General features: G+C 44.7%; 12 protein-coding genes. 6 read left to right on the top strand and 6 right to left on the bottom strand.

The features are described 5' to 3' along the window. Positions 1 to 12 precede the first annotated feature (12 nt). The 3 genes from KCV26_00845 to KCV26_00835 all read left to right on the top strand — a co-directional run bounded on the left by KCV26_00845 (position 13) and on the right by KCV26_00835 (position 4,136). Positions 13 to 654 carry a hypothetical protein gene (locus KCV26_00845; protein WZX36967.1) on the top strand — a complete coding sequence of 214 codons (642 nt, stop codon included), beginning with the start codon at positions 13 to 15 and terminating at the stop codon, positions 652 to 654. A gap of 93 nt (positions 655 to 747) precedes the next feature. Further along, positions 748 to 3,282: a carbohydrate binding family 9 domain-containing protein gene (locus KCV26_00840; protein ID WZX36966.1), complete on the top strand. Its 2,535-nt coding sequence runs from the start codon at positions 748 to 750 to the stop codon at positions 3,280 to 3,282. Between the two features lie 77 nt (positions 3,283 to 3,359). Beyond that, complete coding sequence (locus KCV26_00835) at positions 3,360 to 4,136, top strand: DUF5040 domain-containing protein (GenBank protein WZX36965.1); 777 nt, start codon at positions 3,360 to 3,362, stop codon at positions 4,134 to 4,136. 1 nt (position 4,137) lies between these two features. Here the strand turns inward: KCV26_00835 and KCV26_00830 are convergent, their stop codons facing one another. Beyond that, on the bottom strand, positions 4,138 to 5,370 hold the full coding sequence (locus KCV26_00830; GenBank protein WZX36964.1) for an N-glycanase: 1,233 nt from the start codon (positions 5,368 to 5,370) through the stop codon (positions 4,138 to 4,140). Between the two features lie 36 nt (positions 5,371 to 5,406). Further along, the gene (locus KCV26_00825; GenBank protein ID WZX36963.1) at positions 5,407 to 6,279 is read right to left on the bottom strand and encodes a PIG-L family deacetylase; all 873 of its coding nucleotides are present in this window, start codon (positions 6,277 to 6,279) and stop codon (positions 5,407 to 5,409) included. Positions 6,280 to 6,353: 74 nt separating this feature from the next. Between KCV26_00825 and KCV26_00820 the strand changes: the two genes are divergently transcribed. Next, entirely contained in the window at positions 6,354 to 7,448 is a 1,095-nt protein-coding gene (locus KCV26_00820; GenBank protein WZX36962.1) for a Nif3-like dinuclear metal center hexameric protein, read from the top strand. A gap of 167 nt (positions 7,449 to 7,615) precedes the next feature. Then, a complete protein-coding gene (locus tag KCV26_00815) occupies positions 7,616 to 8,383 on the top strand; it encodes a hypothetical protein (protein WZX36961.1) in 768 nt (255 codons plus the stop codon). 49 nt (positions 8,384 to 8,432) lie between these two features. On the opposite strand, the gene KCV26_00810 is transcribed toward KCV26_00815, so the two are convergent. The 4 genes from KCV26_00810 to metG form a co-directional block, all read right to left on the bottom strand. Then, on the bottom strand, positions 8,433 to 8,729 hold the full coding sequence (locus KCV26_00810) for a lipoprotein (protein ID WZX36960.1): 297 nt from the start codon (positions 8,727 to 8,729) through the stop codon (positions 8,433 to 8,435). Next, positions 8,726 to 11,242: a YfhO family protein gene (locus KCV26_00805; GenBank protein WZX36959.1), complete on the bottom strand. Its 2,517-nt coding sequence runs from the start codon at positions 11,240 to 11,242 to the stop codon at positions 8,726 to 8,728. The genes KCV26_00810 and KCV26_00805 overlap by 4 nt, the downstream gene beginning before the upstream one ends. Positions 11,243 to 11,376: 134 nt before the next feature. Continuing rightward, complete coding sequence (locus KCV26_00800; GenBank protein WZX36958.1) at positions 11,377 to 11,946, bottom strand: hypothetical protein; 570 nt, start codon at positions 11,944 to 11,946, stop codon at positions 11,377 to 11,379. Between the two features lie 115 nt (positions 11,947 to 12,061). Continuing rightward, positions 12,062 to 14,104 carry a methionine--tRNA ligase gene (gene metG, locus KCV26_00795; GenBank protein WZX36957.1) on the bottom strand — a complete coding sequence of 681 codons (2,043 nt, stop codon included), beginning with the start codon at positions 14,102 to 14,104 and terminating at the stop codon, positions 12,062 to 12,064. Between the two features lie 165 nt (positions 14,105 to 14,269). Here metG and KCV26_00790 point away from each other — a divergent pair, with 165 nt between their 5' ends. Beyond that, positions 14,270 to 15,058, top strand: coding sequence for an SDR family oxidoreductase (locus KCV26_00790; protein ID WZX36956.1), 789 nt, complete (start codon positions 14,270 to 14,272; stop codon positions 15,056 to 15,058). The last annotated feature ends 28 nt before the right edge of the window (positions 15,059 to 15,086 follow it).

The following is a 15,086-nucleotide window of genomic DNA, read 5'->3' as shown; positions in this document are numbered from 1 at the left end:
AATGAATTTAAAATGAAAACAAAAGAATTAAATGTTGAAGTAGTAGATGTGAAAAATGTACCTGCTCGTAGAAACTCTTTCAAAAGTGTGTTGCCTGGGTTGTTTATTTCCGTACTGCTGTTTTTTGCATCAACACCTCTCTTTGCTCATTGTGACTCGTACGACGGCCCTGTGATTAAGGATGCGGTTAAAGCGCTTGAAACAAACAACGTGAATTTGGTCTTCAAATGGATTACCCGGGAACAGGAAGCTGAAATATCCGGTTTGTTCAATAAGGTCTACGGTTTGAAATCGGGTGACCGGGAAATTTACGCCATCCTTGAAAAGCATTTTTTCGAAACGCTTGTGAGGTTGCATCGGGAAACGGAAGGCGCACCCTATACCGGGTTAAAACCGGCAGGGACTACCAAACAAATAATTGTGTTGAGTGATAAAGCCATCGAGAACAACGATATTGACAAATTACTTGTCCAATTGAACAACCATATCGGAAGTGTGATCAGGGAGAAATACCACAAGGTGGAAACACTCAACAAGGGGAAAAACAATTCCGCCGAAGAAGGACGTGCTTACGTGGAGGCTTACGTTGATTATACGCATTCGGTTGAAGCGCTTCACGACATTTTGGAAAACGGCAGCGGCCATAATCATTGAGACGGAGGAGAGAAAGGTTGAAGGGGTAAAAACGTCACAAAATTTGTAACGGAAAAGGCCTTTGTTACGTCTTATGGATATACCCAACAAAATATGATGAAAATTTACTACACACTGTTGTTTTTCTTGTTTTCGTTATTGGCTTTTTCCCAAACAAGAACCTACACTACTTCACGTACGCAGCAAGTACCGGATATAGACGGTCAACTGACAGACGACTGCTGGCTGAATGCCGTCTGGGGAAGTGATTTTGTGCAGTTTGAACCCCATTCCGGTGCCCAACCTTCTCAACAAACTCAATTTGCTATTGTCTACGATGACGATAATTTATACATAGCTATAAAAGCACTCGACGCCGAACCCGGTAAGATTGTCCGCCGCGTTTCTAGACGTGACGATGCTGATGGTGATGCGGTTGCCATTGCCATAGACAGTTACGAAGATAAGATGACGGCTTTTGCGTTTCTGGTTACCGCCGCAGGAAGTAAAACCGACTGGAGGCTAACGGAGGAGAACGACGAGGACTACAGTTGGGACCCGATTTGGGAAGTGAGAACTTCCCTGCAACCCGACGGATGGTATGCCGAAATACGTATACCCTATTCTCAGCTTCGTTTCGGAAAGAACAATCAATACCGTTGGGGCCTGGAGGTGATGCGGCACGTTTATCGCCACCAGGAGCGTTCGTTCTGGCAGCCTATCGACAAAGCTTCGGCCAAATTTATAGGTAATTTCGGCGTTCTGGATGGTATTCGTAACATTAATCCCAAAAAAGACATCGAGATTGTTCCTTTTGCCCTTTCTCAGCTTACCCTTTCGGAAAAGGAAAAAGGAAATCCGTTTGCTACGGGAACCCGTACAAAAGCGTCAGTGGGAGTGGACGGTAAGGTCAGTATTACCCACGACATTACACTGAATTTCACGGTAAATCCCGATTTCGGGCAAGTGGAAGCCGACCCGTCGGTGGTGAACCTAACCAATTTCGAAACGTATTTTAATGAAAAACGGCCTTTCTTTGTGGAAGGGAGTAATATTTACCATTACCCGTTCGATTTGACCAACAACGAACGGAATAAGCTTTTTTATTCTCGTCGGTTGGGAAGAGAGCCACACCTTAGTTACACTAAAAAAGAGGGCGATTATGTGCGTGAACCCGGGCGAACAAACATCCTTGGTGCGGTAAAAGTTTCTGGAAAAACACGTGAAGGAACCTCCATCGGAATACTGAATGCGGTGACGCAGAAAATGTACAGTGAAATAGATCACAGTGGAGAACGGTCGAAATATGCCGTGGAACCGATGTCAAATTATTTCGTGGGCCGGCTGGAACAGGATCTTGATAGCGGAAACCTTATTATAGGTGGGATATTTACAGCCACTAACCGTAAGATAGATGAAGATCAATTCAGAACGCTGCCTGGTTCAGCGTACACCACAGGACTGAATTTAACCAGATATTGGAAAGAGAAATCCTATTTTATAACGGCCAGGGCATTCTTCAGCCACTTGCGTGGATCTCAGGAAGCGATGATTCAATTACAGAAATCGTCGGCAAGGTATTACCAACGGCCCGATGCAAAGCATTTGGAACTTGATGGAGAACGTACATCGCTGAGCGGTTTTGGCGGATCGGTCAGTGGAGGTAAAGCTTCGGGGCACTTTAATCTTTTGGGATTCAGTAGTTGGAGCTCCCCCGGACTGGAATTTAACGATGTTGGTTTTAAACCCAAAGCCGATATGTTTCTGAACGGGATATGGGCAGCATGGAACGAATGGCGCCCGAAAGGCATCGTGAACGAATATCAGTTTAATGGTTCCTGGTATAACGTGAGGGATTTTTCCGGAACTTCGCTGGAGTGGGGAAACGAAGCATTCGGGTACATTCAGTTTACCAATTATTACGACATTGCCGGAGGGTTGAATATTAATTATCCGGGATTATCCAATTCAATGCTGAGGGGCGGACCTGCACTCAAAACGCCCGGAGTAATTAATTCGTGGTTTTCCGTTGAATCGGACAGCCGAAAGAAGTTTAGCCTAGAATACGAAATGAACTTTTCTCATGGCTTCGAGCATTCAAGGCGTTCCATTTCTTATGGATTAGACATTACCTACAAACCCAATAACCGGCTTTCGCTTTCACTTTATCCACAGTACGTCAAAGCTACCGGGCATCAACAGTATGTGCGTACGGTGACGGGAGACAGTCCTGCATATATCCTGTCGTCCATCGACCAAAATATCGCATCTATGTCGGTTCGGGTAAATTACGGCATTACTCCCGATATGTCACTGCAGTGGTATGCGCTTCCCTATCTGTTTTCGGGAGATTATTACGGTTTTAAAACTGTAACTCATCCGCGGGCAGATAGATTTAGCGATCGATTCACAGCTATGGATACCTATCCCTATGATAATCCCGATTTTTATTTTCTTCAATTCCGCTCTAACCTGGTTTACCGGTGGGAGTACAAACCCGGGTCTGTACTCTACCTGGTATGGTCGCAAGGAAGAACGGTGCAGGGGAATGAGGGTGTGTTCCGTTTTAGGGATTACCTGGGCGATTTATTTGAGGCTGCTCCTCAAAACGATTTTCTGGTGAAAGTTTCGTACGCGTGGATTTTTTAACCCGGTAAATGCTGTCTGTACAATTAATGTTTGCGGATTTTTAGTAAGTTTGCACTTCCAACAAAATCAAACTTACAATGAAACGAATCCCTGTTTTTACAGTTTTACTTGCTTTTTGTATTCTTACTCTATCTGCTCAAGATAACGCAAGCAAAAAGAGTTATACTTTTTTATTGACTGGAGCTTCCTTTGCGTCGCCCAACAACGGTTGGTTCGAAATCGGTTGTGAACTGTCGGATGCCAACCCGCTTAACAGAGCCATTGGAGGTGAAGCTATTGCCGATGCTGCCAACCGGATTATTGACGGAACATTATACACCATCGAAGAACTGGAACATATTGATGCTCTTGTGATTATGCAGGTTCACGACAGGGATGTCTTCGACGAATCGCAGCTAAAGCCTAACTACACCGAGTACCCGGTGCCTTTCGACCGGAGCAATTACGCTGCTGCGTTCGACTACGTCATTAAACGGTACCTTGCCGATTGTTATAACCTGAAGTTTGACAGGAAATCGAAATATTTCAACAGCCGGAGTGGAAAACCTGCTGTCGTTGTGCTTTGCACCGATTGGCACGACGGGAGGGTAACCTACAACACTTCCGTGAGAAAACTGGCCGAAAAATGGGGATTTCCGGTAGTGGAGTTCGATAAATTCATCGGGTTCTCCAGGAGTGCTCTTCATCCGGTTACGGGAGAACAAATAAGCCGTTTGTTTACGGGTGATAAACAAGATATTGACGGTGAAACTTTTGGATGGCATCCCGAAAGCGGCAAAGGGCAATACATTCAACAACGGATGGGAGCCGTTTTTGCCGACACCATGCGAAAGATTTTCCCTGTGAAACCATAACCTATTCTTCCCACACCAAATATGCCGAAACAAGCCAGTGGTTCAACTTGTTTTCCTCAATGGGCCTTGCTTCGGGGATGCTTATGGTCAGACTGTGACTACCTGCGGACAGATTGGGCAGTTCGACCTCTATGGGGGAAACATCACTACCTGGACACCAGTTGCTTCGTGATAAATCGGATGAAGCGAGCGGCTCTTCGATTTCTTTTTCGGCACGTTTACCTTCGTTGCTAATATAAGCCATTGTCCTTTTTTGCAGCCATACACCGGATGTGGGATTGAAACGTCGAAACGAAGCACAATCCGTTCGCCAGGGCAGAAAATTCAACACCTCCGAGCCATCAATCTTCAGTATATTTCGCTGCGGACGGAACTCATCTCCGCCGGAATGACCGCCGTGTCCGGTAGCAATATATTTTAGGCGGATATTTTTTGCTTTTTCTGGAATGATAAACGGGATCTCCACATCCCTTCGTGAGAAAATATCGGGATGCCGCTGTCCGACGTAATAATTGGTATTTATCAACGGCTCAACATGCAGATGCGGTTTTTTGTCACCGCGCAAATTACTTTCGGTAAAGGAGAGTTGAACGTCAATGCGGTAACCTTCTTTTGTCCAGGTGTCAATATAAACGCCTATATAGGCTTCGTCTTCGAGCAGGGGCAGTAAATCCGATATTTCCTGTTTCCATATAACGTTTTCCGCCCATCCATCCACATAAACCGGGCGTCGTTTGACCGATACCGGATCGTCATTCCGGCTGAAGTGTCCCACTCCGAAAGGTGTCATGAATCGCATCAATTCTACAGTCGGCAAATAATCTTTTCCTTGTAAAATCCCGATCAAAGATTCATGTTTCACCGTGTCTTGCTGCGGATAGGCGGCCGAATTGCGGGCGATATCGATCATTGTGATTTTTGAAGATTTTGGAATCACAAAGCAAGACCCCGATTTGTCCCAGGGATCACCATTTGAAACGAGCGTAACGGCAATTTCGACTTCGGTATAATTTTTGAATTGGGGAACGCGAACTTTTTTCAGTACAATACGTCCGTTTCCCAAATAGATCAGTCCCTCTTTTTCTACCAGACCGTCGGGATAGTCCGCCGGATTAAAAAGAATGGGTGTCTGTTGAAAAACAGGCAGGTGAACAGTTTTTTTTGTCCTGTTCAACGCATAAAAAGCCAGCGGAAAAAGTAACAGGAGCACAACAATAGTCAATAGTTTTCTCATAAATAGATGGTTTTCGTGTTGTCTGTTTTTGAATTTTTATTTACCAATCATGGGAAATAATTCCCTGATTTCGGATTCGTTGGGTTGTCTGCCGTATTCGCATATTTCAAAGGCTTCGGCATCGGTAATCTTGTCTGCTTTTTCCTTTCCGTACCATTTCTCAAGAGCCTCTTTCACCGCGGGAATTATCGTTCTTCTTCTGCCGGATTTCAACCACTCGATCCGTTCTTTTTCTTTTTTAGGAACGTTTTGTTCTTGCGAAACGGTCCACGGCAACCACTCGAAATATTGGGATTCGTGTGCCGCCATTGCGTAAATTTTCCGGTCCAGGACGTCGGAAATATCGATGGCAATATCCGGAATAAACGGATAAGGCTTTTGAAACCGGTCTTGTGCATAAAGGAAAACGGGATTTCTTTTCAAGGGAGGAGTATCGGATGCCACGTTAGGAACAATCACCATGTAGGCTGCATCTTGCAACAAAAGGGCCGTGTTCCGGTGATCGGGATGATAATCGTACGGGCGGGGGCCGATTACTATGTCGGCCTCCCATTCACGAATCAGCCGGATTACCTGGTGACGTACTTCAAGGGTGGGGAGCAACTCGCCGTCGTGATTATCGAGAACCCTGTATGTCACTCCCAATCGCTTTCCGGCTTCCTGTGCTTCGCCTCTGCGAATTTTTGCCAACGTTCCTCCGCCCTTTGATTGATGTCCGGCGTCTCCGTTCGTGAGCGATACAAACAATACGTTGTGCCCGAGTTCTGCAAACTTTATGGCTGTTCCGCCGGCCGTTCCGTCGGGGTCATCAGGGTGCGCGCCAATTACAATGATATTTATTTTTTTATCCTGACTCAGTGCGAGGCTGAAAGGGAGAAACAGGAAAAAGGCAATGATGAGGTACTTCATGACAAGCTAATTTGTTTGTTTATCACAAAAATACGAAAATTGGAGTATATTTGCAGATAAAACAGGTATTTGTTATGCGAATAAAAGAAATAGTGCAAACGATAGAAAATCTGGCTCCCGTTCCGTTACAGGAAGATTTTGATAACAGCGGGCTTCAGGTCGGCGACATAAATCGGGAGGCCACAGCAGCCTTGCTGAGCCTCGATGTGACGGAGAGTGTGATTGACGAAGCTGTTTCACTGGGATGCAACCTGATTATTTCGCATCATCCGCTAGCCTTTAAGCCGTTTAAATCGTTGACGGGACGGACCTATATAGAGCGATGCATGATTAAGGCTATCAAGCACGACATAGTGATTTATGCCGCGCACACCAACCTCGATAACGCTTCTCAGGGAGTGAACTTCAAACTGGCAGAAATGCTAGGGTTGCAGCAACTCCGGATTTTGAGCCCTAAAAAAGACTCCTTGCTGAAACTGGTTACCTTTGTTCCTGAATCGCACGCCGAGTATGTCCGGAGCGCTTTATTCAATGCCGGTGCCGGAAATATTGGCAATTATGATTCGTGCAGTTTCAATTTACACGGCGAAGGTACTTTCCGGGCAAACGAGTTGGCAAACCCTTTTGTGGGCAATAGGGGAAAATTTCATTTCGAAAAAGAAGTAAGGATCGAAACCGTTTTACCCAGATTCAAGCAGGCAGACGTGTTACGAGCCTTGCTGTCAGTCCACCCTTATGAAGAGCCTGCTTATGATTTTTATCCGCTCAAAAATGACTGGGCACAAGTTGGGAGCGGGGTAGTGGGTGTATTACCCGAACCTATCCCGGAGCAAGAGTTTTTGTATCTGTTGAAAGATGTATTCAATTTGCCAACTATCCGTCACACCAAATTGCAGAACCGGGAAATTCATGACGTGGCTTTGTGTGGAGGTGCCGGCGCATTTCTTGTTCCCGAAGCCATTGCATACGGTGCCGATGCATTTATTACAGGGGAAGCCAGGTATAACGATTTTTACGACGTGGACAGTCATCTATTGCTCGCAGTTGTAGGACATTACGAATCAGAAATTTGCACAAAAGAAATCTTTTTCGATGTAATTTCGAAAAAATTTCCTACCTTTGTCGTACATAAATCGGCGTTCGATTCGAATCCCGTGAAATACCTGTAAAAGAAAGCGGTCAGACATTGTTCCCGCAGTTGCAGGTAATGTAGTGATGAAACGATAATCCTCGTTTGGTTACTGCATTTTTTTATAAAAGACATTAGACGCCGGACTGTCTAATATCTGAAATCTCTAAGCATGGCGGTCTGAAATCTAAAATAAATAATATAATTATGGCAACAAGAAAAAAGAGTACCGTAGAAGATATTGCAGTAGACGAAAAACTGAAATCGTTGTATAAGTTGCAATCCTATCTTTCGGAAATTGACAAAATCAAAACACTTAGGGGTGAACTTCCTCTCGAAGTAGCAGACCTTGACGACGAAATCGCTGGGTTAGGAACACGTATCAATAAGTTTGAACTCGATTTGAAAGAACTGAGTGATATGACCAAGCAGGAAAAGTTCAAAATCGAAACCAGCAAAGCAAAAATTGAGAAGTACAATAAGCAGCTCGAGAATGTTCGCAACAGCAAGGAGTTCGACCATTTATCGAAAGAGGTGGAGTTTGAAACGCTTGAGATTGAATTGGCCGAAAAGCATATCCGCGAAAATACGCAGTCTGAAAAACTGATTAAAGAACAGATCACTGCAGCGCAGGAACAACTGAAAGAAAAGAATTTCGATCTGGAAGCCAAAAAGAAGGAACTCGATGACATCGTTTCGGAAACCAAAGCTCAGGAAGAAAAGATCCGGGAAAAAGCGAAAAAGACCGAAACAACTATTGAGCCCCGCTTGCTTACCGCATTTAAGCGAATTCGTAAGAATGCGCGCAACGGCTTGGGAATAGTACCTATTCAGCGCGGTGCCTGCGGCGGTTGCTTCAATAAAATTCCGCCTCAGAAACAAATGGATATTAAGATGGGGAAGAAGATTATTGTGTGCGAATATTGCGGACGGATTATGATTGACCCTGAATTAGCAGGAGTTACGACGGAATAAATCTATACAAAACAGGGTTTGCAGATTTGAAAACCCTGTTTTGTCCTTCTTATTTTTCTACTTTCGGCAAAAGATCACGATACCATTCTTTTAATCTGTTATCCTCGAATACAAACATGTAAAATTCTTCGTCTTTATAAAAATCCCTATAAGACAGAATTTCCATTTGCTTCCCGGCTTCAATCCGTTTTTCGGCGATAGTGTATCCATTCCCTAAAATGTGGGTGACCTCTTCTTTCGACATACCCAGCTCAAGCCGGTTCATTTTGGAACTTGTCATTTCTACAACGCTTCCGCATGCGGAAAGCATCAGGACAATAAAGAGGTAAAAGATTGATTTTTTCATTGTTTTTGTCTTCGTTTGTTTTGTTTTATTTCGCTAAATACAATCCATACTGCCGTAAGCAACATCACAACTAACGCCGCAAATGCAACTGCGTCCGTAACCTTTATGCTAGCTGGCTCAAAACGGAATTCCACTTTGTGTGTTCCCGCGGAAATGGGCAAGGCTCGCAACGTATAATTAGCGCGTAGCATCTGGGCCGGTTGTCCGTCAATGGTAATTTCCCATCCCCTGGGGTAGTAAATTTCCGAAAAGACAGCCAATTCGTCTTTCTTCGCATCTACCGTGTAGGTAATAAAATTTGAATCGTAATCGGCCAACGTGATGGTGGATGCCGAATCGGCTGTCGATACGTTGAATCCCTGCAAGACAGACTCGAATTTTTTGTCGGCTACGGCTTGCCTGCTTAAATCGATCGCCGCTAACGCATCGATCTCTTCATCTGCGTTGTTTACGAACTGGATGTTATCAACAAACCAAGCATTCCCCATAGCGTAAGGATTCTCTACCGGAACGGTTCCTCCTTGAGCTGGCATAATGATCCATTTGGCGTTGAGCATATTCAATACCTTGTACCCGTCGGCATTTACGGAGTCCATAGTGCCCTGCGTACGGATGATATCTTGTTGCAACACTCCCATCTCCTTGATCAGGTGTATATCAATCAGGTCCTGGTATCGGCGTAGTTTTGCGGCATGGTAACCGCCAATGGTTTTGTGATAATAGGGCGTAACTCCGTCGTCGAATGTGCTGGTTGCCATATTCAGAACCCGATAATATTTGGTGGTGTCTTGCAAAATGTGCAGGTCGGTTGGTGTTTGTGCGAACATCTGTTGCTCATTTGATTTAGGGGTGAAGTCGTTGTCGTTGAGGTATCTTTTGTTTACCGTCCACATGTCGGCTAGACAAAGAAGTAGTATCCCGGTCACCATCCATTGGGCTTTTAATTTGCCGGACACAAAAGCGATCAGCATCAAGACCCCTCCTAGAATGATGTAAAAACTACGCCAGGCATCTGCTCTGAAGATGGATATGCGCATCTCCGTGAGGTTTCCGATAACCGTCTGAACATGTTCTGTGGGCAACGATTGCAGTTGCTGCATTTCGAAGTTGGAAATATAAGAGGGGAAAAATAATTCAGGCAACAACCAAAAGAGAAGAGCCATTCCACCCGTGAGAGCCCAGCTTATCCCTACATATTTCATGTTTTTTTTAAGGATTTCCGGCTTTTGGACAATTTCTTTTACCGCAAGGGTTGCAAGCAGGGGAATACAAAATTCAGCCACTACCAGGATTGAAGAAACCGTCCGGAACTTGTTGTACATGGGAATATAGTCGATAAAGAAATCGGTAAGTGGCATAAAATTTTTCCCCCACGAGAGCAGTATGGAAAAAAGGGTTCCTGCCAGTAGCGCCCATTTTACGGGTCCTTTCACGATAAAAAGGCCGAGAATAAACAGCATCAAAACAAAAGCCCCCACGTAAACCGGCCCCGCCGTCCACGGTTGTTCACCCCAGTATTGTGCGATTTGTTTATACAGCTCGCGGTATTCAGGGCGTGCTTTCTCCATCGCTTTGAGGTTTTCCGACATCCGGGCAGAAGAAGATCCGCCTTTGGTGTTTGGAACGAGCAGTGTCCAGGTTTCATCTACTCCGTAGCTCCATCCTGTTATGTAATCACGCTCCAATCCGTTTTTTGATTTATTTTCAGCTCCGTGGTGTGAAAGTTCTGATTTCCCGCGCATCGTTTCTTTGGAGTATTCATACGTGTGGTACAAGTTGGAGGAATTTGTCAGTACACCGATCATCCCTGCGATGACAACCACGACAGTTGATTTCAAAAAACCAGCGAGTTTTTTTTCACGAACAGCTTGCACAAGAAAGGCTGCTACCATAAAAAACATCAGGAAGAAGAAATAATAACTCATCTGAACATGGTTCGCCGAGATCTGGAATGCTACGAAAATCATGATCAACAATGCCCCTGGCAGGTATTTTTTTTGGTATACATATACCAATCCCGCAATGGTGGGCGGAATATATGCCAATGTAATAAACTTCCAGATGTGTCCGGCGGCGATAAGTATAAAAAAATACGAGGAGAATGCCCACACAATGGCTCCCAGTGCACTGACCAATGGTGATGCCCGGAATGCCCGCATAAGGATATAGAACCCCAGCAGCATGATGAAAACAAGGTAAACGTAGTTGGGCAAAAACAGCGAATAGGCTTTTTTCGCCAAATCCTGCGGTTTGCTCGAATTGTAAGTGGGACTCATCTGATACGATGGCATCCCTCCGAACATCGAGAGGTTCCAGCGCGTACGCTCACCGTCGTGGCGTTTCATAAAATCCCGTTGCTCTTGCCCTTGTCCGACAGCGGCAAGGGAATCTCCCTGTGTAATTACCCGGCCGTCCATTACGGCCGGCACAAAATAGATAAATGAGATAAGGATAAACGAAATGATTACGATCAAATCGGGTAAAAATTTCTTGAGTCGACTGGAATTTTTCATCGTTCTGTTGCTTTGTATACGTATTTAATGAGCAAATTTACAGAATAAACTCGAAAGCATTTCAATTCGCGACAAATAAAAATAGCGAAGCCGGGTTTGCTTCGCTATTTTTGACACCTGTTTATTGTAAATTATCAGAATCGTTTCCCGATAGAAATTCCCAAACGGGGATATGCCTCTGCACCGTAATCATTTTTGAGAAAATTTCGGCCTCCTCCCAAATAGATTTCTCCTACCCAGTTATTTTTGGTAAGGTATTTCCAGCCAATGGCCAATCCTAGTCCGGCTCCCATTTCTGAAACTTCATTCTCTGCTTCGGCTCCATTCAGAACGGAACCGGTGTCCATTAGTTGGGAGTACATCGACCCGTTCGCCTCGATAAAGAATCCGGCTGCAAGTTTCTGCATCGATTCCCTATTGCCTCCGAAAAACCACCGGAAATACGGCGTAAACGCGAATTGATATGGATTTCGGTCTGTATCCAAACTTGCCAATAAAGATGCTCCTACACTGATGTCGGTATTTAAAATTCGTTCGTACGAAATTTCAGGTGACGATCCAAAAATAGTAAACGGCAAGTTGACTTTCAGTTCATTCAACGGAATGTCTTTGGTGATTTTCCACCCCATGATCCGATGTGTTTTTTGAGCAAAGGCAGATATGCCCATGACAAAAATCGCAAAAAAAACAATTAATTTTTTCATAATGGGTAAGTTTTTAATTTTACAATATTCCTCCTGTATAATTGAAGATGGAAAAAACAGAAAAACGTTACTGTTTTGAAGTTAATAAACCTGAAAATAAAAAAATCGGAGACATTCAACTGATCTGGCTTCCGGGCAATACTTCTTCCGACGGTTCTATCAACGATAACGAACCGTCGGCATTTTCTGCAGAAAGGATCATCCCTTCAGACATAATGCCACGCAATTTCCTCGGTTCCAGGTTGGCAATAAAACAAACCTGTTTCCCGACCAGTTGGTCGGGATGGGGGTAGTATGCCGCAATTCCCGATAAAATGGTGCGCTTGCTGAGACCATCGTCAAGCAGGAATCTCAGCAATTTATCGGCCTTAGGCACTTTTTCACATTCCAGAACGGTTCCTATGCGGATATCCAGCTTGTCGAAATCATCGTAAATGATGTTGTCTTTGACGGGTTTAGCCCGGTACGCTTCCTGTTCGTTTGCAGCCTTGGTTGCGTGAAGTTTTTCCACTTGCTTTTCAATGGTTTCATCTTCAATTTTCTCAAAAAGGAGTTCTGCTTTTCCCAATTCGTGCCCTTCAGGAAGTAGGTCAAAACTCCCTAACTTTTCCCAATCGAATTTCTTGGCATGTATAAACGCGTAGATCTTCTTTGTCGAAAAAGGCAGGAAGGGTTCGCATACGATGGCCAGATTGGCAACGATCTGTAGCGATAGGTTCAGGATAGTGGCCGTGCGTTCGCTGTCAGTTTTTGCCGTTTTCCACGGTTCGGTATCTGCCAGGTATTTGTTTCCGATACGTGCCAGGTTCATCGCTTCTTTTTGTGCTTCACGGAAATGGTAGTTTTCGAGATTATATTCTACAGCTTGTTTCACTTTCTGGCATTCGGCAATGGTTTCGCTGTCGTAACCGGAGAGTTCTCCTGGAGCAGGAACAAGGTTGTTGAAATACTTCTGCGTAAGTACCAATGCGCGATTAATGAAATTGCCCAGAACAGCAACCAGTTCATTGTTGTTGCGTGCCTGAAAATCCTTCCACGTGAAATCGTTGTCTTTGGTTTCGGGTGCGTTTGCAGTAAGCGCATAGCGCAACACGTCCTGTTTACCCGGAAATTCTTCAAGGTATTCGTGCAGCCATACCGCCCAGTTGCGTGATGTGGATATTTTATCGTTTTCGAGGTTTAAAAATTCGTTTGCGGGAACATTTTCGGGCAAGATGTAAGAGCCTTCTGCTTTAAGCATTGCCGGGAAAACGATGCAGTGGAACACAATGTTGTCTTTCCCGATAAAATGAACCAGTTTGGTGTTTTCGTCTTTCCACCATTTTTCCCAGTCGTTGGGTAGCAGTTCCTTCGTATTGGAAATATAACCGATGGGCGCATCAAACCAGACGTAAAGCACTTTTCCTTCGGCATCTTTCAACGGAACAGGTATTCCCCAATCCAGGTCGCGGCTTACGGCACGTGGCTGCAAGCCCAGGTCGAGCCACGATTTGCATTGTCCGTATACGTTCGATTTCCACTCTTTATGCTCTGTCAAAATCCATTCACGCAGCCAAGCTTCGTGTTCATTGAGCGGTAAATACCAATGTTTGGTTGTTCGCATAACGGGTATGCTTCCGCTTAAAGCCGATTTAGGGTTAATTAAATCGGTTGGGCTGAGCGAAGTGCCGCATTGTTCACACTGGTCGCCGTAAGCGCGTTGGTTGCTGCAGTGGGGGCAGGTTCCGGTGATGTACCTGTCTGCAAGGAATTGTCCGGCCTCTTCATCGTAATACTGTTCGCTTTCAATTTCTTGAAATCCATCATTTTCATAGATTTTCAGGAACATATCCGATGCCGTTTTTTTGTGAATATCGGATGTGGTGCGTGAATAAATGTCGAATGAAATTCCAAACTCTTCAAACGATTTTTTGATAAGCTCGTGGTAACGGTCCACAATGTCCTGAGGTGTAACACCTTCCTTCCGGGCACGAATGGTAATAGGGATTCCGTGTTCATCAGAACCACCCACAAAAAGGGTCTCTTCTCCTTTCAGGCGTAAATACCTGGCGTAGATATCTGCCGGGACATAAACTCCCGCTAAGTGTCCGATGTGAACCGGGCCATTTGCATATGGTAATGCCGATGTGATAAGTGTGCGTTTAAATTGTTTTGACATAAAATAGAGTTGTGTGTTCCCTGTTCCGGATTTACAGACCGGTAATACCAAAAAGGGAATCGTTTTTTTGAAGTGCAAAGATACGAAAAATAGCTGTTTTTTGATTATCGTCTTTGAAATATAAAACAAGAACGTTGGTTTGGCGTTATTAAAGAAAAAAAGTATATGGATCTGAATATAACAGGTAAAGTGGCCATTATCGGTGGAAGCAGCAAAGGGCTGGGAAAGGCGTGTGCGGTAGCATTAGCAAAAGAAGGTGTGAACATTGTATTGTGTGCCCGCCGTAAAGAAACCTTGCAGAGAACCAAAAGCGAAATAGAGTTGCTGGGAGTTGAGGTGTTGGCTTTGTCGGTTGATATGGCTTCTGCTGAGGATAATCAGCGGATTATCGATGAAACCATTCGGAAATTTGGCAGAATCGATATTTTGGTCAACAACTCCGGTGGCCCGAAGCCGGGAACCTTTCGGGAGGTTACTTCAGATGATTTGGATGACGCATACCGTTCGGTGCTGAAATACAACATCCGGATGATTCAGGGTTGCCTCCCTTTCATGGAAAGGAACGGGTGGGGCAGAATCGTGAACATCACTTCCATCACTGTGAAGGAGCCCGCTCCTAACATGGTGTTGTCTAATATTTTCCGTTCAGCGGTAGTAAGTTTTGCTAAAACGATCAGTAAAGAGCTTGTCTCAAAGGGTATAACCATCAATAACGTTTCTCCCGGTTATTTCAAGACCGACAGGGTTATGCAACTGATGAAAGTCCGCTCCGAAGCGGAAGGGATTTCCACAAATGAGTATGAACAGAGAGCTATCCTGGACTTTCCACACAAACGCTATATGGATCCGGAGGAACTGGGCAATTTGGTTTGTTATCTGTGTTCGGAACAGGCCAGGTCGATCAACGGAACAACCATTCAGGTAGACGGTGGTATGTTGAATGGGTTGTTGTGAGGTGAAACGAGAAAAAAGCTTACCGGGA

Origin of the sequence: Petrimonas sulfuriphila (genome assembly GCA_038561985.1) — a bacterium.
In the GTDB taxonomy this organism is placed as follows: domain Bacteria; phylum Bacteroidota; class Bacteroidia; order Bacteroidales; family Dysgonomonadaceae; genus Petrimonas; species Petrimonas sulfuriphila.
This window is presented reverse-complemented; position numbering and strand designations above follow the sequence as displayed.